This is a genomic window from Anaerostipes caccae L1-92, from assembly GCF_014467075.1.
GTDB lineage: Bacteria > Bacillota > Clostridia > Lachnospirales > Lachnospiraceae > Anaerostipes > Anaerostipes caccae.
Genome location: NZ_AP023027.1, coordinates 1,582,859 through 1,606,014 on the forward strand (window position 1 = coordinate 1,582,859; position 23,156 = coordinate 1,606,014).

Below are 23,156 nucleotides of genomic sequence, written 5' to 3' on the forward strand. Positions count from 1 at the left end.
GACTATAATGATATCATATTCAGAAATGATAGGAGGATAATATGGCAGAAAGAATTACAGGACATACGGAATTGATCGGGCTGATGGCGTATCCGATCAGACACTCCAGTTCGCCGGCAATGCACAACGAGGCATTTGCACAGCTGGGACTTGATTATGCGTATCTTGCATTTGAGGTGACCAATGAGACCCTTGAAGATGCAGTAAAAGGGATCCGTGCTCTGCAGCTGAAGGGCTCCAATGTTTCCATGCCGAATAAAACGGTAGTAGGACAATATTTGGATGAACTTTCACCCGCAGCTAAACTTTGCGGTGCGGTAAACACCATTGTGAACGAGAATGGAAAGCTGACCGGACATATAACGGACGGAATAGGCTATATGGCATCATTAAAGGACAACGGAATTGACGTCATCGGAAAGAAAATGACTATTGCCGGAGCCGGCGGTGCTGCCACAGCTATTGAGATCCAGGCCGCGCTGGACGGAGTAAAGGAAATGTCGATCTTTAATATCAAAGATAAGTTTTGGGAAAACGCTGAGAAGACCATTGAAAAGATTCGATCAAATACAGACTGTGTGGTAAATCTCTATGATCTGGATGACAAAGATAAGCTGAAGGAAGAAATCGCTGACAGTTATCTTTTCGCACAGGCAACAGGGGTGGGAATGAAACCTCTGGAGGGACAGTCTGTAATACCAGACATCTCATTTTTGAGACCGGATCTGATTGTGACAGATACTGTATATGCACCGCGGCAGACAAAGCTCTTGGAGCAGGCAGAAGAAGCCGGATGCAAATGTATGAACGGACTGGGAATGATGCTGTTCCAAGGGGACGCAGCTTTTCATCTATGGACAGGAAAACATATGCCGTTAGAACATATGAAAAAAGTTTTGGATATTCAGTATTAAATACAAGAGTTTAGAAAAGAGCATCTCAAGATGAGGTGCTCTTTTTGTGCTGATACAGTTCCCGGAATTTGAGCGGCGGATACTGCATTCTCTTCTGGAAGAGTTTTGAAAAATGATTGGTGTTCTCGTAGCCGATTTTTTTTGCAATGGAGACCAGAGAATCGGAAGTGTTGATCAGCATCCATTTTGCCTCATTCAGTCTGCGGTCAATCACATAATTAATCGGTGAGATTCCATATACCTTAGAAAATTCATGACTGATATGATCTGTGCTGATGTGAAATTGTTCAGCCAGTTTTTTCAAAGTGATTTGTGAGGCGTAATTTTCGTTGATATAAATTAAAATATCACGGGCAAAAGAGGAATCTTTATGACGCTCCGTTTTCGGATCGGCAAGGAAAAGTTCAAAATAAATGCTTGCCAGTGAAACGGCTAAGGCGTCACAGGCTGCCATATGAGTATCGGAAGAAAATTTTCTCAGCAAGTCTAATTCCTCAAACAGACGGTGGATATAGTTTTCATGGATACCGGAATCCATGGCAGGGCATACATTGGCAGGAAGCATAAATCCGTGATCGGACCGGCAGCATAATTTGTAATCTGAAATGGCACAGGTCCAGCAGTTCAGGGGATCATGTTCATCAGAAAAAAGGGAATGGATGGCACCCTGTTCTACAATGAGAATCATTCCTTTCTTCAGCTGATAGGAATTGGTATTGATGACATAAGTCCCGCTTCCTTTTGAAATATAGACCAGTTCGGTCTCGTTTTTATGTAAATGGTACTGGTAATTCCAGGTGGGATTATTATAGCTGTGTGATAAACGGCAGATTTTTGGAGAATGATCCGGCTCAAATATTGGCCTCCGTACTTTCTCGCGATATTCCTCTAAGAACATAATGGCACTCCTTTGACTACAAGATAATTATTACATAATACAAGATAGTTGACTAAAAAATAAGAAAATCTGAAATAATCATACAGAATATTGGATAGAAAAGCAAGATAATTTTTATAATCTACAATTTACGTTGTAGAAAAATACAGGATAATTGATATAATTTTTGTAGTAAGTTATGCAGATGAATTACTGACAGTTTTGTGAAAAAAATAACATGTAATAGTTTTCAGGAGGAGAAAAATGAAACAGGAAAAACGTTATAAGCATTTGTACCCAACAGCATTTATGCTGTACGTTACATTCTTTGTCCATGGTTTTGGAGCAGCGATCATAGGACAGAATGTAACTTCCCTTCAGCAGCAGTGGGGGACCACAGCGGCCGGAGTTGTTGCCGTGACATCAGCGCTTGGAATCGGACGTCTGATTACATATCCATTTTCAGGAGCATTGTCTGACCGGTTCGGAAGAAGACCAATTACTTTGATCGGAAGTTTTGTCTACGTCTTGTTCTTTGCCGGAATCCTTGTATCTCCGAATGCTCAGGTCGGCTACTTTGTTGCAATGCTCTGCGGTGTTGCCAATGGATTTTTAGACTCCGGCGTTATTCCGGGAGCGATGGAAATCCTGGAGGATTCAGGACTTGCAAGTATTCTTACGAAGCTGGTCATCTCCATTGCTCAGTATATTCTGCCAATGATGATTGCCTATCTGCTGGCAAATGACATGTGGTATGGCTGGACATTTGTCTTTTGTATTATTATCCTGATCGTCAATGCACTGCTGCTGACAAGAGCCAAATTTGCGCCGCAGCCGAAAGTAGAGACAGAAAACGGAGAGAAAGTAAAAGGTTTCGTGGGAGTTTCCAAGGCATCAAAATTTGCAGTGGAAGGAATTGCACTGATCGTTATCGGTTATACCTGTACAGCAACATTCCAGATCTTTTTGGCTGTAAATAAAAGTTATGGAATGGACGTGCTGGGAATGACAGAAGGGGCTGCCGGGCAGATTCAGTCTATGTATTCTTTAGGTTCTATCCTTATGGTCGTAGCTACAACATTTCTGCTGAAATGGATCAAACCAGTCAAATTTATTTTGATCTGCCCGATCATCGCAGGAGCGACAGAATTTTTAATGTTTGTTTCCAGAAATACGACGCTGGCAGTGGCAGGCGGTTTCATTGTCGGCGCAACGGCAGCAGGGGGTGTGCTTCAGCTGGTGACAGCTACAATGACAGACCTGTTTCCGGCTTCCAAGGCGAAATGTGTCAGCGCAGTTATGATTGCAGGAGCTCTTTCCCAGTTTTCAGCAACGGTAATGGCAAGTAAACTGGCTGAAATGTTCGGTATGGAATATTCTCTGCTGGTAGCTGTAGGATTTACCGTTTTAGGAATTGTTTTGGCGGTCGTTGTAAATATCCGCTATTCAATCATTGAAAAGTCTTTGGCGGCAGAGGGAAAGAGTCTGTAATCAATATGATAAACAAAAAGTATTATTTCAACAGGAGGTCTGAGTATGCGTAAGCCAGAAAAGAAAGGTACAAAAGTGCAGATAATGACTGCAAGAGAGGCCGTAGAATTAATAGATGACGGAGATACTCTGGCGGTTTGCGGAGCCGGAGGAGGCATTGTAGATCCGTCTTCATTGATCGAATCTCTGAAAGACAGATATGTGGAGACAAAGGAGCCCAAAAATTTGACGCTGTGGCATTCCAGCGGATTGGGAGACCGTGGGGACCGCGGAATGTCACCACTGGCTCAAAAAGGCATGGTGAAGCGTGCGATCGGAGGACACTGGGGGCAGTCACCGCGTCTGGCTGAGATGGCAGAGAGAAATGAGATCGAAGCCTATAATTTTCCGCAGGGAGTCATGGCGCAGCTGGTCAGAAGCGCAGCCGCCGGCCATCCCGGTATTTTATCTCATGTGGGGCTTGGAACCTTTGTGGATCCTAGAAACGAAGGCGGTAAATTAAATGACGTGACACAAGAAGATCTCATCCGTCTGATGGAGATAGAAGGGAAGGAGTGGCTGTTTTATCCGGCAGTTCCTTTGGATGTATGTTTTATACGTGCTACAACTGTGGACACAGAAGGATATGCTTCTCTGGAAGATGAGATCACTTATATGGATATTCTGGCAACGGCCCAGGCAGTCCATAACAACGGAGGTCTTGTGATTCTGCAGGCAAAACGTGTCGTAAAAGCCGGGAGCATCCATCCGAAAAAAGTGACCATTCCCGGATATCTTGTAGATGTTGTCGTTGTAAATCCGGAGCAGGAACAGCTTTACAATGGCTCTGACCGGTTCTTTTCCGGAGACTATACTGCAGAGGATGGAGAAGCAGAACCTCTTCTGCTGGACCAGAGGAAAGTTGTTGCACGGCGTGCCCTGATGGAGATCGCACCGGGCAACGTGGGAAATGTAGGCGTTGGAATTGCAGACGGTATCGGAACAGTTGCAAGAGAAGAAGGAGTAGGAGATAAATTTACACTGACCGTAGAGACCGGCCCGGTGGGAGGTGCTACTGCCCAGGGGATTTTCTTTGGAGCAAGTATCAATTCAAAGGCGCTGATGTCGATGCCGGCACAGTTCGACTTCTATGACGGAGGCGGACTGGAGGTAGCGTTCTTAAGCTTTGCTGAGCTGGATGCGAAAGGAAATGTCAACGTACATAAATTTAACGGAAAGATCATGGGAACCGGAGGGTTTGTAAACATTTGTGCGGGTTCTAAAAAAGTGGTACTGTGCGGAACCCTGCGTGCCGGAGGACTGAAGACAGAAGTCGGTGACGGAAAAATACAGATCAAACAGGAAGGAAAATTTGAAAAAATGGTTCCTGAATGTTCCGAGATTACGTTCAGCGGAGAACAGGCATTAAAACAGGGGCAGGAAGTCGTATTTATTACAGAACGGGCCGTATTCACTCTTACAGAAGAAGGTGTGGTTCTTACAGAGGCTGCTCCGGGTGTGGATGTCAAAAAAGATATCATCGATCAGATGGGATTTGAACCAATTATTTCAGAAAATCTGAAACAGATGGATCAAAGAATCTTCACCGATGGAGTCATGGGGATCTATGATGAATTTATGAAAGGTTCTTTTTAGAAAAACAGCAGTTAAAGAAACAATCAAGTACATATAAAAAAGGAGATTATGATGAGTAAAATTGCAAAAGTTGAAATTCCACTGCACGTTGGCGATACAGCAGAATTTACAAAGACAGTGACAGAAACCGATGTTTATTTATTTGGCGGTATTACAGCAGATTACAGCCAGATGCATTTTAATGAAGAATATATGAAAAAGACAATGTATGGAACAAGGATTGTCCATGGAATCCTTACATTTGCCATTGGCTGTACGGCATCTACGAAAATACAGGAACAGGTAAAATCACCAGTGCCGAGTGCTTCCTATGGATATGACAGACTCCGTTTTATTAAACCGGTATTTTTTGGTGATACCTTGACATGCAGATATACAGTCGATAGAGTGGAAGAAGAGACAAACAAAACATTTTCTAAACTGGAGATATTTAACCAGCACGGCGAGATCGTCGTTGCCGCGGTACATATTCTTAAGTTCTTCCCGCTGGAAGACGACAAATAATTATATTTACAAGAAAAGGAGAATATCAATGAAAATTTGTATGTTGGGAACCGGTTCTCTTGGAAGCACAATTGGAGGCACTTTAGCACAGGGCGGGTCTGAAGTTTATTTTGTGGACCAGTGGAAGGAACACATAGATAAGATCAATGAAAACGGTCTGAAAATGACAGATGAAAAGGAAGAATGGTTTGTAAAGGTGGATGCCCGGACTTCAGCGGAAGGGATAGGACCAGTGGATCTGGTAATCGTACTTGTAAAATCATTTGCAACCAAAGAAGCAGTGGCACAGCTGAAAAAGACGAATGTGATCGGATCAGAGACTCTTGTTATGTCCCTTCAGAACGGTCTGGGCAATGAGGAGACGATTGCAGAAGTCGTTGGTGAAGACAATGTCATCAGCGGAAAAACTTATGTAGGAGGACGCCTGCTGGAACCCGGATATGTCAGTGCGGGAGTGAAAGGCAAATATACTTATATAGGTGAGCTGACAGGAAAGATCACAGACAGAATTCAGGCAGTATGTGAGGAATTTAATAAAGCCGGACTGCTGTGTGAAGTCAGTGACAATATCAAAGGTCTGATTTGGGATAAGCTGCTGATCAATGTGGCTGCCGGGGCTCTCTGCGGCATTACCAGACTTCCTTACGGGCCATTATATGAAGAAGATTATATAAAGGATACAGCGGTCGAAGCCATCCAGGAAGGAATTAACGTGGCCAAAGCCGCCGGAGTAAAATTAAAATCCGAAGATCCTGAATACGCATGGTATGCTGCCAGTGAGGGACTTCCCGGAACATTCAAGACTTCCATTTTACAGAGCCTTGAAATGAAACGCCCGACCGAAATTGATTTCATTAACGGATCTGTTGTAGAGTGGGGTAAAAAATTCGGTATTGCTACACCAGTAAACAAAACCCTTGTGACATGCGTCAAAGGAATTGAGAAATTTTTGCTGGAATACGAACCGAGCCTGAAAAAATAGGAGGATCATATGGCTTCATATTTAGAACACATGGCTCTCCGCGTAAAAGATCTGGACTGGCATATCCGTTTTTTTGAAGATGTATTTGATATGCCTGTGCGCATGGAACTGGGAGAGGCGCCTAACAGAAAAGTATGGCTGCATGCCGGAATACAGCTCAATGAGGCGGTTGACTATGAAGGACCGGAAGGACGCGCGGATCATATGGGGATTATGACCGAAGATGTGGATGCGGTTTTGGAAAAGGCTTATCGTTTAGGAGTAAAAGAACTGCCGCAGGGACACAACTGGTTTGAACTTCCGAGCGGACTGTGTATTGAGGTGATTGCCGGAAAAACAGATGTATTGAAAGAAATAATAGAGAAAAAGCCCTGGATAGAATAACGGAGGAATTTGAAAATGAAAAAAGTAATGATGCTTCACTGTGTCAATCACAATATGTATGGAAAACGTGACCCAAAACAGTATGGAACGATCACTTTGGATGAGATTAATGAGCTGATTGAAAAAACCGCAAAAGAGACCGGGATTCAGGTGGACACGTTTCAAAGCAATCATGAAGGTGAAATGGTAGACAAGATTCACCAGGTATTCTATGAAAAATATGACGGTGTCATCATCAATCCGGGCGCATGGACTCATTATAACTATGCCATCCATGATGCGCTGGAAATATTAGAGTGCCCGATTCTTGAGGTTCATATGTCAAATATCTTTAACAGAGAAGATTTTCGTTCCCACTCCGTCATAGCTCCTGTTGCGGCAGGGATGATAGCAGGTATGGGCGAATCTGCTTATACTCTTGCAGTAAAAGCCTTTGCTGAAATGTTTGAAAGATCAAGTAAATAAAACTTGACCACAGCAGGCGGTCAGCCTGATTCCCCTGAAAGAGAAGCGCTTTAAGTCAAGAAACTTGCACCTGCTGGAGTTATACTATATAATAAAAGAAAATATTGCCTGCAAAATCATTGGCAAATACTGGTCAGGGGGAGTATATACCAGATGATGAATAAAAAGTGCAAAGCGGCTGTTTTACTTCTGCTGTGTGTCTTGTTTCTGGCCTCGTGCAGGGGAAACCGTGACAAGGACAAAAAACAGATAAAAGAAGAGTCATATACAGTGATAAAAGATTCCACCGGGCGAAAAGTAAAGATAAAAAAGGAACCGAAAAAAGTAGTAGCGTTATCGGCGTCCCTGTCGGATGTATGGCTGCTCTCCGGAGGGGAATTATGCGGAGCTACTGCAGATGTGCTGGAAGAAGAGGTAGTCCACGAAAATCTTAACAAAAAAAAGATTAAAAATGTTGGTTCTGTCAAACATCCGGATCTGGATACTGTTCTTTCCCTGAAACCGGATTTGGTTCTGATTTCAGGAAATATTGAGGAGCAGATGGATACAGCTGAGACTCTAAAGAAAGAAGATATTCCATATTATATCGTCAGGATGAATACTCTGGACGATTTCCTGACTGTTTTAAAACAAATGACGGAAGTAACCGGAGAAGAAGATAATTATGAGGAGTATGGAGAGAAAGCAAGGGAGGAAGCGGATTACCTGCTGAAGCAAGTGCCAAAAGGAAGGAAAACGACTGCACTGGTGCTCAGAGCTTATTCTGCAGACATCAAGGTAAAGACAGAGGAAAATGTCGTCTGCAATATCCTGCAGGACATCGGAGTAAAAAATGCAGCGGCGAACAATACAAATCTTTCGGAAAATAAAACTCCTTCACTGGAGGCCATATCAGAGAGTGATCCGGATTATATTTTTGTCACAACCATGGGAGACAGAAAGCTTGCCCTGAAAAAACTTCATGATACTCTGGAAACGGGATCCGGCTGGGAAGATCTGAAGGCTGTGAAGCAGAAGCATATTGTTATTCTTCCGAAAGAATTGTATCAGTATAAGCCAAACAGCCGGTGGAGCGAAGCCTATGAGTATATTCTGTCGATTGTATATCCTGATACTTTTCATTCGTCAGTGGAAGAGAGCAAATAAACAATAAAAAGATTGTACATTTAAGAGAAAACAAAAGAAAGAGACCCCATTGGAATCAATGCTTTTAACATGTTCCAATGGGGTTGTTTTTATTTTGTGAATGTTTGAATGATTACTTTCAGGGCATCCGGATTTTCTTGTATCCAGTCAGAATATGAATTGTGTTTTTCCTGCACTGCATGTCCGATTTCTATTAAGAAGTCCGGAATATCTGCTTCAAGAATGGTTCCGGCATCCTCCCCGAACTGTGCATTGCCCTGCGTTTCCTCTCCGCCGATATACAGCTGGAAGGCTGGAAGAGGTTTTTTGTCAATAACCTTTGTGGCTCCGCGAAAGCCAAGTGTCCCAATCTGGTGAGTTCCGCAGGAAGACGGACAGCCGGAGATATGAATCTTTGGGAGCACGCCATCCGCAAAATCTAAAGGCCGGATCTTGTCCATAATGGTGTTATATAATTTCTGGGAATCTCTGAGACCTACCTGGCAGATTCCGCTTCCAATACACGCTACCGAAGTCTCAAATAAATTGGAGGCACTGTCTTTTGTAAGCTCCAGAAGTTCGAGGGCTTCGTCCTTATTGCAGTTTATAAAGTACAGGCTCTCATCTGGAGAGATTCTTAAAACCACCTGGTCCATCTTCTGGACAGCTTTATTGATCGGTGCGATCAGCTCCGGCGGGATATTGCCTCCAAACGGATGATACAAAACGCTGTAAAGACCGTCCTGTTTCTGGGCGGTGATGCGGAAGTTTTCCTCGAGGAAGCCGCAGCCCTCTTTTATTATAGGAACTTCCTGTACATTGAGGTCCAGGGAATCTTCAGCCATTACCTTGCTGAGATTCTCAAGGAAAGCAGTCCTGTAGCCTTCCGGGCCCAAAGTGTCCTGCATATACCGTGTTCTGGCCTTTCCGCGGTTTTCGTAGTTGCCATACTGTACAAATGTCAGAATCATGGCTTTAATATAGTACAGTACTTTCGAGGGATCTATTCCTTCGTCTACGAGTACGCCCATTTTAGGGTTGTTTCCAAGGCCGCCGGCGCTGTAAACGTCGAAGGTGTGATCCCTGCGGGCAACAAATCCAAGATCACGGAAGGTGGCGTGCGTCACATTCTTTGGAGAATTAGAGAAACAGACCTTCAGCTTTCTGGGCATTTTCACCTGTTTAATGAAAGTCAGGAGAAAATCGGCGGCTTCCCTTGCATATGGAAGCACGTCAAAGTACTCTTCTTTTTCTACTCCGGAGAGAGGGGAAACCATGACATTTCTGGGAAAGTCACCGCCGCCTCCTCTGGTGATAATATCATGCTCAAACGCTTCCTCGATAAGAGAGGAGACGGTAACATCACTTAGATTGTGTACCTGTACGGTTTGACAGGTGGTCAGATGGAGTTTGTCAATCTTATACTTTTCAACACTGTCTGCAATAAACTGAAGTTTGTCTTTCGTGATTTCTCCGCCGGTAAACCGAAGTCTCAGCATACTGGAACCGCCGCCTCTCTGTGCGTAGCTCCCAAATCCTCCTGAAAAACCTTTGTATTCTTTCACGCTGATTTCTTTTTGATAAAACTTTCTTGTCATTAAATGAAATTCGGCCAGATCGGCCTGAAATTCTTTTTTTAGTTCCTGATCCATGTGATTCTCCTTTGCCATGTAGTTTGCATTGCTATAATTATAGCATTTCTTCTAATGCACGTCCACATTCAGGGGAATTTGGCTTTTTTTCAGTTATATGCTAGAATAGGACAAAAGAAAAATAAAGGATGGATACACAGAAGATGTTTGAGAAATTTTACCCGAATGAATATATGGACAGTACTTATTCCATTGACTTTAAAGCATATTATGACAGAGGATACCGGGGGATTTTATTTGATGTAGATAATACCCTGGTGCCTCACAATGCACCTGCAGATGACCGGGCAGTCCGTTTTTTCAGGGAACTGAAGGACATCGGCTTTGATTTTTGTTTTATGTCCAATAACAAGGAACCCAGAGTGAAGAAGTTTTGTGAGGCAGTGGAGGGGACTCATTATATTTACAAAGCAAATAAACCCATGGTTGGAAGCTATGAAAAAGGTATGAGATTAATGGGGACGGACCGGACCAATACATTGTTTGTGGGGGATCAGCTGTTTACGGATGTCTATGGTGCCAATCGCGCGAAAGTTTACAGTATTCTCGTAAAACCTATGAATCCTAAAGAAGAGATACAGATTGTACTAAAAAGATATATTGAGAAGATTGTCCTGCATTTTTACAAGAAAAAATAAGAGGCATAGATTATGAAATATGAGAAATTGTCAAAGAGGGCATTGTATTGCATGTATGCTGCGGGTGCGGCGGTTGGAGCAGCTGCGCTGGCGGTAATTGGGGCGGTGAATTACTTCTGGCTCTTTCCGGCTGACATCGGGACTGGAAAACTGATATCATTAATTTTGGTGATCCTGACCTTGTTTGACATGCTGCTCAGCCCGGTATTCAGATTTTACAGATACCGTTACAGCATCAATGAGGAATGTATTGACATTAAGGAAGGGTATCTGTTTGTAAAGAGAGATATCGTTCCTATTGAAAGGCTGCATAAACTCCAGACGGCAAAGGGCCCGATTGATCAGATCTTTAAGGTGGCAAAGGTCGTCGTGACAACGGCAGGCGGTGATGTGACGATCCGGTTTCTGGATGAGGAGAAAGCAGAACAGATTGCAGAGAGCCTTAGAAACCGTATTAATGAAATTGTGACAGAGCAAAGGGAAGAGGTGTATGGAGAATAAGATCAGGTTCCGCAATCATATTTCAATTGTGGCAGAGCGGATGGGAAGCATATTCCTCTTTTTGTTTTTTGCCCTTATGGGCGGATTTGCCCAGAATCTGAAGACGATTGCAAAAAAAGATATCAGGCTGGATGCAGACTTTGCAGAAGTACTGCTGCCGATGCTTGGAGTTCTGGCCGTCATTGGGCTGATCATTGTCTGGCAGGTGGTGGTCTGGTCTAAAACATATATATCGATTGCAGAAAATACCATTGTTATAGAGCGGAATACACTGAACCGCCGGAAAAACACCATAGGAATTAAAAATATTTCTAATGTAAATACAGAGCAGAACCTGTTTGAGATGCTTATGGGAACCTGTAAGGTGAAGCTTGACACCAATAGTCTGTCTACGGCGGACAAGACGGATGTCAAGATCGTACTGAAGAAGGCCGATGCGGAAAATTTCCGCCGAACAGTCATGATGCTTCTGCACCAGACGGAAACAGGAGAAGCAGATGAACCGGCGGCTGTGTATGATCTGGAACAAGCCATGGAGTACGATATGACGGCGGGATTGGGTGACATGCTGGTCCACGGACTTTTTTCTGTCAATATCATCTCTGTTCTTGTGCTGCTTGGCTGTATTGTCGGAGCGGCAGATCTGTTCGTCCAGACGTTTGGTTCGGGAATGGCCGGAAAGAGTATAATAGCTGTGCTGGGGAGCGTGACTGTTATCATCTTTGTCTTTTTTTCTTCGCTGTGGGATATCGCTAAGGGGTTTATACAATATTATGATTTCAAGGCGAAGCGGCAGGGAAACAAAATATACTTGAGCTACGGCCTCTTTAAAAAAGTTCATTACACGATACCTGTAGAGAAGATTAATGCGGTGAAACTGACCCAGTCTCTGCAGGCAAGAATTACAGGAAGATATATGGCTGAGGTAATCAATGTGGGGATGGGAGATGACGGAACCGACCAGAAAGCATTTTTAGTTCTTTATTCGTCCAGGAACAGTATGCAGAATTATCTTCAGATGCTCCTGCCTGAATTTTCTGATATTCTTGCTGCTCCTGCAGAGAAACAGCCCAGGGTGGTATGGGCCGCATGGCTGATTCCTTTTTCAGGATATCTTGTGGCGATTGCGGCAGGACTTTTGACTGTGCTGGAATTCAGGCCTGATTTTTTAAAGCAAACAGTCATTGCTGCCGCAGGAATGACACTATTGTTTTTGCTCTCTGCTGTCTGCAGATTTTTTACTGCCGGGGTATCCGTGAAAGAAGATTATCTGATACTCGTGCGTGGATACATGAGACGTTCTGTTATCTGTGTCAGCTACGATAAGATTCAGCATATAAATACCAAACAGAATTTTATAGCCCAAAAAACGGGCATTCAGAAAGGGAACCTACACCTGCTGGCCTCTGCGCTGAATATGACGCAGTCTGTCCCATATTTCAGAGAAGAGGAATTGGATGTTATCAAAAGCAGGATGCTGAAAACATCTCATGCGCAGTAACCACTGATTTGATTATGCGGGGAAACAAGAATAAAAAGACCTTAGGGGAAGCTATGATAGCTTGTTCCTAAGGTCTTTTACAGTCTGAGGGGATATTTATCAGTTGTTTTTTACAAGAAGTGATGTCTCTCCAGTGCGATCAGGATATCACGTCCCTCTTTGACACCTTCGATCATACGCCTGGTCTTTGCACTGTCACCGATGTTGAGAACTTCAATGCCCTCATCCACAAAATGGTCATACAGAGCCTGCAGAGCCGGTGTGGCAGACTGCATTCCGAGGCAGATAAATCCATAGTCAAAGTCTAATTCCAGATCCTTATAGTCATGGCGTACAATGAAAGATTTTTCTTTCACTTCCAAAAGATTTGCATTCGGATACTGAGTTACTTTGTATTTTTCCATCAGTTCATTGGCGCCGGTTCTCGTGATCAGATCCAGATCTTCGCCAAAATGAGGTTTTTTCTCTACAATGGTCACATCGGCCTTTCTTGGAGCGAAAAATTCAACGACATCAAGGCCGACATTTCCGCCGCCGATGACAACTACTTTTTTACCGGCGAGATCTGTTTGTTCATATGATTTTACATTGTCAACCAAATCGAAGATGGTAGAGACATTGCCTTTCTCAAGATTTTCTTTGAGACCTTTGATATCCGGAAGCAGAGCATTGGAGCCGGTGGCATTGACCACAATATCCGGCTTGAATCCGTCAACGAACTCAGCGGTAGCTTCTACATTCTTGCAGATAAACAGGTTTTTGAGAGCCATAGCTCTTTTTTCCTGATATGCAGGGAAGTAACCGAGGCGTTTTTTGTTCGGCATACTGCCCACACGTCTGGCCAAACCACCCAGCTGATTGGTCTTTTCGATAAGAACTGTGGAGCACCCTACCTCTGCAGCAGTACATGCTGCTTCAAGGCCAGCAGTCCCGCCGCCGATGACAACGACATTGCAGGGTTTCTTAATGCGTTCTTTTTTATAGTTTTCTCCGCTTACTACAAATGGATTGACGGTACAGCGCATCGGCTTGTTGCTGAGCGTCGCAGTACATCCGTTGTTGCAGGAGATACATTTGTTGATATCATCCGTATTTCCGAACTGAACTTTGTTGACCCATTCAGGATCTGCGATGAGTCCGCGTCCGATACCGATCAGGTCAGACTGGCCGCTTTTCAGGATCTCATTGGCAATCTCAGGTTCGCGGATATTTCCTTCTGCTGTACATGGTTTTCCTGTTTTCTTCTTAACAGCTTTTGACATATAAGATTTCCATCCGTCAGGGAGATAATCTGCGTCATGCTGATACTGAATCGTACAGGTAAGACCTGCGGATACGGCAAAGACGTCTACATACTCCTGGAAATATTCTACGATCTCCAAAGTGTCATTCAGTGAGTTACCGCCCTCTGTGAGCTCATCTGCACTGATTCTTAAAAAGATCGGAATGTTTTCGCCTACGACTTCACGGACAGCTTTTAATACAAGCGTCGTGAACCTTGCGCGGTTTTCCTTGGAACCGCCGAACTCATCTGTCCTGTCATTGGTCAGGGGAGATAAGAACTGGTTCAGAAGATAGCCGTGTCCTGCCTGGATCTCAACGGCATCAAAACCGGCTGTGACCGCACGTTTCGCGGCGTCTGCAAACTTCTGGACAATGCCGTGAATCTCTTCAATGGCAAGAGGTCTCGGAATATCTCCGCCTGCTTTTGACGGAATATCGGAAGCAGAAACAGGCTGGATGTTCGTCTCCGCGCCGTCGGAATCGGCACCGCCGTGGTTGAGCAGGATAGAAGCCTTGGAGCCATACTCATGGATAGCTTCACAGAGCTTGTACAGGCCATGGATATAATTGTCATGGTCAATTCTTAACTGGTTGGTGCTTAAAGAGCCCTGAGGGGATGCAACACTGGCACCTTCCACTGTGATGAGGCCAATGCCTCCTTTTGCGTGCTGTTTATAATATGCAATCAGCTTGTCGCTGACTTCTCCTGTTCGCTCAGCAAAATTTGTTCCAATCGGCGTCATGACGATACGGTTTTTCAATGTCATAGACTTTACGGTAAAGGGTTCAAATATATTGCGGAAATTCTTTGCTGCCATAGTTAGTTCCTCCATTTTTCTTTCTTTTTCACTGCAATAATTATATCAAACTGTGTATACAAATGCAATGAATATTATACCCACGGGGCACACCGTATTGAAAATCCTTCGGATGGGCGTGCCCCGCAGGGTAAAGTATGGTATACTCATAACTAAGAAAACCAATTCCGGAGGGATCATATGAATCTGAATCATCTGTATTATTTCAGAACACTGGCGAAAGAACAGCACTACACCAGGGCTGCCCACATTTTAAATATCACGCAGCCCAGTCTGAGTCATGCCATCAATGCTCTGGAAAAGGAGTTAAATGTCAAACTGTTTGAAAAAATCGGAAGGAATGCCAGGCTTACCAAAGAGGGTGAGCTTTTTTGCCGTTATGTGATACAGTCACTGGATATGCTGGATGAAGGAAGACGCGTGGTCGGTGAAGTATCCGGAATGGCCGGCGGATATATCGACATCGGATATATTTATACTCTGGGAAGTCATTTTATTCCGCAGAATATGAGTGACTACATGAAAGAGAATGAGGGCAAGAATATCCGGTTTTCTTTTGGACAGGGGACTACAGAGCAGATGATCGAGGAATTGAAGAAGGGCACCTATGATCTTGTATTTTCATCTTATAAAGAGGGTGAAGACCGGCTGAATTTCACCCCTGTTGTGGAAGAAGAGCTTGTGCTGATCACGCCAAAAGGACATCCTCTGGCAGAGGAAGAGGCCGTTGACCTGGCAAAGACAACGGATTATCCTTATATTATGTTTTCGCGCAAAAGCGGTCTGAGGCCGTTTATCAATAAACTTTTTGCTGAGGTAAAAGCCCAGCCTTTCATCGCATATGAGGGGGAGGAGGACTCCTCTGTTGCAGGCCTTGTGGCCGCCGGGCTCGGGATTTCGATTGTGCCGAGGATTCCCATTCTGGAAACTATGGAGGTGGAGACGATCCCTATTAAGAGGCCTGAAATTAAGAGATATATCTATCTCGTCACACAGAAGGATAAATACCTCTCACCGATCGTTGAAGATTTTATAGGGTTTATTAAATCCCGGCACCAGATGTAAAACGATCTGGTACGGCTGAGCACAATATTGAAAGAAATGCCGGATTATGGTATACTGAACCACATTAGACTACGATTGAAGAAAAGCGAGGAACACAATGGGAAAGTTAGAAGAGATCAGAGAAAGACTGGAAGTCTGTGACAAACAGATCGTGTCGGTTCTGGAAGACCGGATGGACATTATCAAAGAGATTATGGAGTACAAAAAGGAGAACGGACTCCCGATTCTGCAGCCGGAACAGGAAAAGCGGCAGCGCAAAATGCTGAAAGAGCATGTAAAAGAAAATACATACAAAGAAGAGATTCTTGATATTTTTACGTATATTGTAGAAAACAGCCGCAGAATCCAGGCGAGGACATTGTTTACGCACAATATCTTCCTGATTGGATTTATGGGTGTGGGAAAGAGTACAGTATCCGACTATTTAAGCAAGATCCTTGCGTCGCCGCAGGTGGAGATGGATCAGGTGATCGTCAATAAAGAACACATGTCGATCAACAAAATTTTCGAAGAGTACGGCGAAGAATATTTCAGAAACTGTGAGACAAACCTTCTGATCGAACTTCAGAAAAAGAATAATCAAATTGTCTCCTGCGGAGGCGGGGTGGCGATGAGGGAGATCAATGTCCGGGAGATGAAGAAGAACGGCAGGGTCGTTCTCCTGACTGCTTCACCGGAGACGATCCTTGAGCGTGTCAAAGACAGTGACGAACGTCCGCTGCTCAGAGGGCGCAAGAATACGGAGTACATTTCGGAACTGATGGAGATCCGGAGACCGAAGTACCGCGCGGCGGCAGATATCATTGTAGATACAGATCATAAAAATGTCGAAGAGATCGCGGAAGAGATTGTTGGAAAATTAACCCATCTATAAATTAGGAGGAATGAAGATGCAGGCATTTACCCATTACACACCGACAGAGATTGTTTTTGGAAAAGCTTCAGAGGACAAAGTGGCAGAGCTGGCAAAGAAATATCACGGCTCCAGAGTGTTCGTTGTCTATGGAGGAGGAAGTGTCGTAAAGAGCGGGCTGCTTGGAAGAGTGACCGGGACACTGGAAGCGGCAGGGCTCAAGGTGGAGACTATCGGCGGAGTAAAACCGAATCCAAGGCTTGATTTTGCCAGGGAAGCTGTAAAGAAAGCCATTGAATTCCAGGCAGATCTGATTCTTGCCGTAGGAGGCGGAAGTGTGATCGATACTGCGAAGGCAGTCTCACACGGAGCGGCCAATCCGGACACCGATATCTGGGAGTTTTGGTCCCGGAAGAAAACGGTGGAGAAAACTCTTCCGGTAGGTGTGATCCTGACCCTCGCAGCCGCTGGAAGTGAGACCAGTGATTCAGCTGTCCTTACCAATACGGAGATTCAGGTAAAGAGAGGGCTCAGTACAGATCTGAACCGCCCTGAGTTTGCCATCATGAATCCGGAACTTACGTATACGCTTCCCAAGTATCAGGTGGGCTGCGGTATTGTCGACATTATGATGCATACACTGGACCGTTACTTTACGAAGACAAAGGGCAATCAGCTGACCGACGAGATCGCCGAAGGACTGCTTCGGACCGTGATCGCCAACGGAAGGATTGCGATCCAGGACTCTCATAATTACGAGAGCATGAGCGAGATCATGTGGTGCGGAAGTATTTCACATAACGGCCTGACCGGTCTTGGTGCTGAGAAAGATTTTGCTCCGCACCAGCTGGGACATGAACTGAGCGCCAAATTTGATATCGCCCACGGAGCCAGCCTTTCCGCCGTTTGGGGAGCCTGGGCAGAGTACTCCTGCATGGAAGATGTAGACCGGTTTGTGCGCTTTGCCGATAAGGTATGGGGAATTTCCGGTGACAATAAAGAAGAAGTGGCGCAAAAAGCGATCAACGCCACCGTAAATTACTTTAAGTCACTGGACATGCCGACCTGCTTTTCAGAAGCCAAAGAAATCGGCATTAAGACAGAGGACGAACTGTGGGCTATGGCCGACGGATGCTCCTACAAAGATACGAGGACCATAGGGGCTTTCCGTGTCTTAAATAAAGAAGATATCTTTAATGTATACAAATTGGCAAATAAATAGTTGATAAGAAGTACCATTTATTATAGAATGTTATAGAACAAAATGATTAAGGAGGAAATTACGATATGGTATCCGCAGGAGATTTTAAGAATGGGCTGACCATCGAATACGAAGGCAATATTTATCAGATTATTGAATTTCAGCATGTAAAGCCTGGAAAGGGAGCAGCCTTCGTACGCGCGAAGTTAAAAAATATCAAGAGTGGGGGAGCGATTGAAAAGTCTTTCCGTCCATCAGAGAAGTTTGAGAATGCTCACATCGAACGTAAAGAAATGCAGTATTTATATACAGACGGTGAATTATTCCATTTCATGGATCCGGAGACTTTTGATCAGATCGCATTGGACCCGGACACCATCGGAGATTCATTAAAGTTTGTAAAAGAAAATATGAACGTTACCCTTGTTTCACACAACGGGACTGTTTTCCAGGTGGAGGCTCCTCTGCATGTAGAACTTCTTGTTACCGAGTGTGAACCGGGAGAAAAAGGAAACACAGCTCAGGGCGCTACGAAGCCTTGTACGGTAGAGACGGGTGCGAATGTCAATGTCCCTCTGTTTGTCAACCAGGGTGATACATTGAAGATTGATACAAGAACCGGGGAATATTTATCCAGGGTATAAGCTTGTCAAAAAACCAGAAGATCCGGGGGATCATCTGCATTGTCCTGTCTGCGTTCTGCTTTGCATGGATGAATGCGTTTGTAAAGCTTTCCGGAGATCTTCCGTCGATTGAAAAGAGCTTTTTCAGGAATCTGGTAGCCCTGATCTTTGCATTTGTGATGATCAAAAGAAGCGGCGCCGGATTCCGGTTTCAGATGAAGAATTTACACTGGTTTATCCTAAGGTCCTTAGCAGGGACCTTAGGTATTTTTTGCAATTTTTATGCGGTGGATCATCTGGTGCTTTCGGATGCGTCTACGCTTAATAAATTGTCGCCGTTTTTTGTCATTGTATTTTCTTATCTGATTCTGAGAGAAAAAATTACCGTATTCCAGTTGACTTGTATCACATCCGCATTTATCGGCAGTATGTTTATTGTAAAGCCAAGCTTTGCAGCTGTTTCTGTCCTGCCGGCTTTGATCGGCTTTTTAGGAGGCATGTTTGCAGGCTGTGCCTATGCATGTGTCAGAAAGCTTGGCACAAGAGGGGAGAGGGGACCGTTCATCGTCTTTTTCTTCTCCACATTTTCCTGCATCAGCTGTATCCCCTTTATGATCGGGAATTTTCACCCGATCTCAGGGCTTCAGCTTGTTTACCTGCTGCTTGCGGGACTTGCAGCAGCGGGAGGACAGTTTGCCATCACGGCAGCCTACACCTATGCGCCGGGAAAAGAGATATCCATCTATGATTACACCCAGATTATCTTTTCAACTCTGCTGGGGCTTTTTCTGTTCGGGCAGATGCCAGACGGGTTCAGTATCCTTGGATATGTGATCATTATCACGGCAGCCGTTGTCATGTTTTTCTACAACAACCGCAGGAACAAAACAGAATAATATCATATTTTGAAGGGAAGTTCTCTGATTTTGGGAGGCTTCCTTTTTTCTATTCTAAATGACTTGTCTTCCTCATATATTAGGGTTATACAGCTTTACGAAGAAGGGGGAGTCCTATGGAAAATACAAGTGAGATCTATCACATACTCCCGAAGTCTGTCCGGGGTCTGATGCAGAAAAGCGGTCTCAAGCCGAGAGAACTTCAGGAGATCAGACTGCGCATTCATCAGCCTGTGATCGTCCGCTATGAAAATAAAGAATATTTTTTGTCTACGGAAGGGAAGCTGACGGCCAGCCATCATTTTGTACATGTTCTCACGAGAGATGAACTGAAACAGATGATGGAATATATCAGCAATTATTCTCTTTATGCCTATGAAGACCAGTTAAGACAGGGTTTTCTGACTGTGAAAGGGGGACACCGGGTAGGGATCGCAGGAAAAGTGTCCATAGAAGACGGTGAGATCAGGACGATGAAGCATATCACTTTTTTGAACATCCGTGTGGCTCATGAGGTCATCGGCTGTGCAGAGGGGATATTTGAACACTGCACGAAAGATGGACAGCTTCTCCCGGTGCTGATCATTTCGCCTCCGGGGAGAGGAAAAACAACGCTTTTAAGGGATATGATCCGCATCGCTTCCGACGGCGGCGAGACTGTGGGTGTGGTGGATGAGCGCAGTGAGATCGCGGCTTCTTATATGGGAGTCCCCCAGAACAAAGTGGGTATCCGCACGGATGTGATGGACGGGTGTCCGAAGTCGGAAGGAATGATGATGCTTGTGCGCTCTATGGCTCCAAATGTGATAGCAGTAGATGAGATTGGGAAAAAAGAGGACGTGGACGCTATGCTGTACAGTGCTTACTGCGGATGTACTTTGATGGCGACGATCCACGGCAAAGATATGGAGGAATTAAAAAAAGTGCCGTATGTTGGGGAAATGATGGAAAGAAAAGTTTTTAAACGCTATGTTGTTCTGAGTGAACAGGGAAAAGCGGGAACTGTCAAGGAAATTTTAAATGAGGAGGGGGTGAGGCTCTATGGTTAAACTGCTGGGTGCGGCTATTGTCATTATTTCCGGCGGTGTTCTGGGATTTTACCGGGCGTCGAGGGAAAGAAAGAGACTGGAGCAGGGGATTGAATTGAAAAGACTTCTATATCTTCTCCAGGGCGAGATCCGGTACGGACTGACGCCTCTTCCCGATGCCATCGGCACAATAGCAGGGAAGATGAATGCCGAGTTTTCGGTCTTTCTCTCCGACGTGTCAAAAAAACTTTCTTCTTATCAGGAAGAAACATTTTCCCAAGTGTGGAAGAATTCTGTGGAGAAGGATCTCACACCGTATGTCCTGGAGAAAAAGATGCTGGAGCCATTGATCACCATGGGAGATACGATTGGTTATCTGGACAAGGATATGCAGGTGAAGACCATTGATTTTACGATCGAGCAGATCGAGGAGAGAATGTATCAGATTAAAGATCAGGTGATCAAGAACTGTAAACTATATCAGAGCCTTGGATTGTCCTTTGGACTTCTCGTTGTGATTATTTTATTGTAAGGAGGATCTTATGAGCGTAAACATTATCTTTCGGATTGCGGCCGTGGGAATTCTGGTCACGATCCTGGTGCAGGTACTGAAACACTCGGGCAGGGACGAACAGGCGTTTCTGATTACCCTTGCGGGGCTGATCCTTGTACTGTCATGGGTGATCCCTTATATCTATGATCTTTTCGAGAGTGTGCAGACACTGTTCACCATTTCTTAGGAGGCGGGCCTATGGTTAAGATTGCACTTTTTGGCATCATAGCCAGTATACTGACGCTGAAGATTAAATCCATCAGGCCGGAGTACAGCCTGGTGATCGGTCTCGTATCCAGCTTATTTCTGGCAATCTACGCATTGGACGAGATGGGGAAGATCATAGACTTATTTGGCTCTATCGAGTCTTATTCAGGAATTCCGGGAACTTACATACAAATTCTTTTAAAGCTGGTCGGGATTTCTTTTCTGTGTGAGTTTGCCTCAAATATATGCAAAGACGCGGGACAGGCAACCATGGCAAAACAGGTGGAGATGGCGGGAAAGCTGTCCATACTGGTTGTCAGTCTGCCGATCCTTCAATCTCTGCTGACGACGTTAGAAAGGCTGATGGGATGAGAAAACGTATCATACTGCTGGCATTTATCTTTGTCCTGATGTTTGCGGCAAAGGTGTCGGCGAAGGAAGAGGAAGACTTGAGCGAATATTCGTTTGAACAGGTGGAAAAAACACTGGAGAAGGCAAAAATCAGTTTCTCTTATGAGGAACTGGTGAAAAAGCTTATAACAGGAAATATCAAAGGGGCTTTTTCTATGGTCAGACAGAGCGTTGGGGATCAGCTGTTTTCAATTCTTTCGGAAAACAGGAACTTTATGAGACAGCTGATCGCAGTGGCGATCATTGCGGCAGTGTTCAAAAATTTTTCCGATGCGTTTTTCCAGGGGAATACCGGGGATACGGCCTTTTATGTCACATATATGATTCTGATCGGTCTCATGGCGAATTCTTTTTTCTTTTTGAATTCCATCACGGATCAGGTGATCTCTACGCTCATTGATTTCATGAAAGGACTGATCACAGCCTACTCGATCGCAGTGGTGGCAACTACGGGGGTATCCACATCGGTGGCCCTGTATGAGATGTATCTGTTTGTGATCTATATCATTTCTCTTCTGGTCCAGAGTGTGATCTTTCCGGCGGTAAAGATCCTGTTTGTGCTAAAGATCGTCAATCACATTTCACTGGAGGAGAAACTTTCCAGACTCTGCGATACACTGGAATGGGCCGTGAGAGCCCTGTTAAAGGCACTGCTGGCCGTGGTTCTGGGAATCCAGATGATTCAGGCCATGCTTCTGCCGGCAGTAGATTCCGTAAAAGACGGTATTTTTAAAAAAGGTGTGTCCATGATCCCCGGAGTGGGACAGGGCGTCAGCACGGTGACAACGACTCTGATCGGATCAGCTGTTGTGATCAAAAACAGTATCGGAGTGGCGGGGATTTTTGTTCTCTGTGTTATCATCCTTGTTCCGCTGATGCAGATCGGGGGAATCCTTCTGTCTTATATTGGAACAGGGATTCTGCTTCAGCCGGTCTCAGACAAACGGATCACAGGATCTCTGGATGCGGTGATCAAGAGCGGAAAACTGCTGCTTCGGACCGTGTTTACTCTGAGCATTTTGTTTATTCTGTCCATTGCCATCGTAGCCTTTTCCACAAATATTAATTACTATACGGGGTGACGGCATATGCAGTATATTAAAGCGATTGTTTTTTTTCTGATTCTTATGACACTGGTAAGCCAGCTTTGTCAGGGGGATAAATACAAGCCCTACATCCGGCTGGTGACCGGATTTATGCTGCTGGCCCTGATGATGAGGCCGATTGCCTATGTTATGAATATAGGGCCGGAAGACCTCACAGTATTTTCTAATGTGAATACGGACAGCACAGAATCTTCTTTCAGGAGCCAGGCTCTTGAAACTTATAAAAACCGCGAAGAGAAGAAAATAAAAAAAATCCTTCAGTCCTATAAGATTCAGGCGAAAGAAGTGGAAGTGGATACGGATGATACAAAGGATGATCCGGAGATCGATGAGATTTCTGTGAAGGTTGAAGATGAAGAATCTGAAGCAAAGAAAGTAAAAACAATACTTTTGAACTTCTATAATGTAGATGAGAGTCATATCAATATAAGTGAGTAGGAAA

General features: G+C 44.5%; 25 protein-coding genes. 22 read left to right on the top strand and 3 right to left on the bottom strand.

The window, feature by feature from the left end:
• The first annotated feature begins 41 nt into the window (after positions 1 to 41).
• Positions 42 to 914, top strand: coding sequence for a shikimate dehydrogenase (locus ANCC_RS07755; protein WP_006567228.1), 873 nt, complete (start codon positions 42 to 44; stop codon positions 912 to 914).
• Between the two features lie 25 nt (positions 915 to 939).
• Here the strand turns inward: ANCC_RS07755 and ANCC_RS07760 are convergent, their stop codons facing one another.
• The gene (locus ANCC_RS07760; RefSeq protein WP_006567227.1) at positions 940 to 1,812 is read right to left on the bottom strand and encodes an AraC family transcriptional regulator; all 873 of its coding nucleotides are present in this window, start codon (positions 1,810 to 1,812) and stop codon (positions 940 to 942) included.
• A gap of 243 nt (positions 1,813 to 2,055) precedes the next feature.
• Between ANCC_RS07760 and ANCC_RS07765 the strand changes: the two genes are divergently transcribed.
• From ANCC_RS07765 to ANCC_RS07795, 7 genes are all read left to right on the top strand, one after another.
• Positions 2,056 to 3,282, top strand: coding sequence for an MFS transporter (locus tag ANCC_RS07765; RefSeq protein ID WP_006567226.1), 1,227 nt, complete (start codon positions 2,056 to 2,058; stop codon positions 3,280 to 3,282).
• Between the two features lie 45 nt (positions 3,283 to 3,327).
• Positions 3,328 to 4,917, top strand: coding sequence for an acyl CoA:acetate/3-ketoacid CoA transferase (locus tag ANCC_RS07770; RefSeq protein WP_006567225.1), 1,590 nt, complete (start codon positions 3,328 to 3,330; stop codon positions 4,915 to 4,917).
• 51 nt (positions 4,918 to 4,968) lie between these two features.
• Positions 4,969 to 5,421, top strand: a complete 453-nt coding sequence (locus ANCC_RS07775; RefSeq protein WP_009289829.1) for a MaoC family dehydratase — start codon at positions 4,969 to 4,971, stop codon at positions 5,419 to 5,421.
• Positions 5,422 to 5,449: 28 nt separating this feature from the next.
• Positions 5,450 to 6,403, top strand: a complete 954-nt coding sequence (locus ANCC_RS07780; protein ID WP_006567223.1) for a ketopantoate reductase family protein — start codon at positions 5,450 to 5,452, stop codon at positions 6,401 to 6,403.
• A 9-nt stretch (positions 6,404 to 6,412) separates the two neighbouring features.
• Positions 6,413 to 6,787 (top strand): VOC family protein, encoded by a 375-nt coding sequence (locus ANCC_RS07785; protein ID WP_006567222.1) that lies wholly within the window; start codon positions 6,413 to 6,415, stop codon positions 6,785 to 6,787.
• Between the two features lie 15 nt (positions 6,788 to 6,802).
• Positions 6,803 to 7,252 carry a type II 3-dehydroquinate dehydratase gene (aroQ, locus tag ANCC_RS07790; RefSeq protein ID WP_006567221.1) on the top strand — a complete coding sequence of 150 codons (450 nt, stop codon included), beginning with the start codon at positions 6,803 to 6,805 and terminating at the stop codon, positions 7,250 to 7,252.
• A gap of 153 nt (positions 7,253 to 7,405) precedes the next feature.
• A complete protein-coding gene (locus tag ANCC_RS07795; protein WP_006567220.1) occupies positions 7,406 to 8,398 on the top strand; it encodes an ABC transporter substrate-binding protein in 993 nt (330 codons plus the stop codon).
• A gap of 89 nt (positions 8,399 to 8,487) precedes the next feature.
• On the opposite strand, the gene ANCC_RS07800 is transcribed toward ANCC_RS07795, so the two are convergent.
• Positions 8,488 to 10,029 (bottom strand): nitrite/sulfite reductase, encoded by a 1,542-nt coding sequence (locus ANCC_RS07800; RefSeq protein WP_039946626.1) that lies wholly within the window; start codon positions 10,027 to 10,029, stop codon positions 8,488 to 8,490.
• A gap of 143 nt (positions 10,030 to 10,172) precedes the next feature.
• On the opposite strand from ANCC_RS07800, the gene ANCC_RS07805 reads away from it, so the two are divergent.
• The 3 genes from ANCC_RS07805 to ANCC_RS07815 are packed head-to-tail and all read left to right on the top strand — an operon-like array spanning position 10,173 to position 12,669.
• Entirely contained in the window at positions 10,173 to 10,667 is a 495-nt protein-coding gene (locus tag ANCC_RS07805) for a YqeG family HAD IIIA-type phosphatase (protein WP_009289826.1), read from the top strand.
• A 12-nt stretch (positions 10,668 to 10,679) separates the two neighbouring features.
• Entirely contained in the window at positions 10,680 to 11,168 is a 489-nt protein-coding gene (locus tag ANCC_RS07810; RefSeq protein ID WP_006567217.1) for a PH domain-containing protein, read from the top strand.
• Positions 11,158 to 12,669, top strand: a complete 1,512-nt coding sequence (locus ANCC_RS07815; protein ID WP_156340536.1) for a PH domain-containing protein — start codon at positions 11,158 to 11,160, stop codon at positions 12,667 to 12,669. The genes ANCC_RS07810 and ANCC_RS07815 overlap by 11 nt, the downstream gene beginning before the upstream one ends.
• A gap of 110 nt (positions 12,670 to 12,779) precedes the next feature.
• Here the strand turns inward: ANCC_RS07815 and ANCC_RS07820 are convergent, their stop codons facing one another.
• Positions 12,780 to 14,771, bottom strand: a complete 1,992-nt coding sequence (locus ANCC_RS07820; RefSeq protein ID WP_009289824.1) for an oxidoreductase — start codon at positions 14,769 to 14,771, stop codon at positions 12,780 to 12,782.
• Between the two features lie 180 nt (positions 14,772 to 14,951).
• Here ANCC_RS07820 and ANCC_RS07825 point away from each other — a divergent pair, with 180 nt between their 5' ends.
• From ANCC_RS07825 to ANCC_RS07875, 11 genes are all read left to right on the top strand, one after another.
• Positions 14,952 to 15,836 (top strand): LysR family transcriptional regulator, encoded by an 885-nt coding sequence (locus ANCC_RS07825; RefSeq protein WP_006567213.1) that lies wholly within the window; start codon positions 14,952 to 14,954, stop codon positions 15,834 to 15,836.
• 97 nt (positions 15,837 to 15,933) lie between these two features.
• A complete protein-coding gene (locus ANCC_RS07830; RefSeq protein ID WP_006567212.1) occupies positions 15,934 to 16,710 on the top strand; it encodes a shikimate kinase in 777 nt (258 codons plus the stop codon).
• A gap of 10 nt (positions 16,711 to 16,720) precedes the next feature.
• Complete coding sequence (locus tag ANCC_RS07835) at positions 16,721 to 17,911, top strand: iron-containing alcohol dehydrogenase (protein ID WP_006567211.1); 1,191 nt, start codon at positions 16,721 to 16,723, stop codon at positions 17,909 to 17,911.
• Positions 17,912 to 17,976: 65 nt separating this feature from the next.
• On the top strand, positions 17,977 to 18,534 hold the full coding sequence (gene efp / locus ANCC_RS07840; RefSeq protein ID WP_006567210.1) for an elongation factor P: 558 nt from the start codon (positions 17,977 to 17,979) through the stop codon (positions 18,532 to 18,534).
• Positions 18,535 to 18,536: 2 nt separating this feature from the next.
• Positions 18,537 to 19,409 carry a DMT family transporter gene (locus tag ANCC_RS07845; RefSeq protein WP_009289821.1) on the top strand — a complete coding sequence of 291 codons (873 nt, stop codon included), beginning with the start codon at positions 18,537 to 18,539 and terminating at the stop codon, positions 19,407 to 19,409.
• Positions 19,410 to 19,525: 116 nt separating this feature from the next.
• Entirely contained in the window at positions 19,526 to 20,458 is a 933-nt protein-coding gene (gene spoIIIAA / locus ANCC_RS07850) for a stage III sporulation protein AA (protein ID WP_006567208.1), read from the top strand.
• Entirely contained in the window at positions 20,451 to 20,969 is a 519-nt protein-coding gene (locus tag ANCC_RS07855) for a stage III sporulation protein AB (RefSeq protein WP_006567207.1), read from the top strand. Before spoIIIAA ends, ANCC_RS07855 begins: the two co-directional genes overlap by 8 nt.
• A 10-nt stretch (positions 20,970 to 20,979) precedes the next feature.
• Entirely contained in the window at positions 20,980 to 21,177 is a 198-nt protein-coding gene (gene spoIIIAC / locus ANCC_RS07860) for a stage III sporulation protein AC (protein ID WP_006567206.1), read from the top strand.
• Between the two features lie 11 nt (positions 21,178 to 21,188).
• Positions 21,189 to 21,569 carry a SpoIIIAC/SpoIIIAD family protein gene (locus ANCC_RS07865; RefSeq protein WP_006567205.1) on the top strand — a complete coding sequence of 127 codons (381 nt, stop codon included), beginning with the start codon at positions 21,189 to 21,191 and terminating at the stop codon, positions 21,567 to 21,569.
• Positions 21,566 to 22,690: a stage III sporulation protein AE gene (locus ANCC_RS07870; protein ID WP_006567204.1), complete on the top strand. Its 1,125-nt coding sequence runs from the start codon at positions 21,566 to 21,568 to the stop codon at positions 22,688 to 22,690. The genes ANCC_RS07865 and ANCC_RS07870 overlap by 4 nt, the downstream gene beginning before the upstream one ends.
• Positions 22,691 to 22,696: 6 nt before the next feature.
• Complete coding sequence (locus ANCC_RS07875; protein ID WP_006567203.1) at positions 22,697 to 23,152, top strand: stage III sporulation protein AF; 456 nt, start codon at positions 22,697 to 22,699, stop codon at positions 23,150 to 23,152.
• Positions 23,153 to 23,156 lie beyond the last annotated feature (4 nt).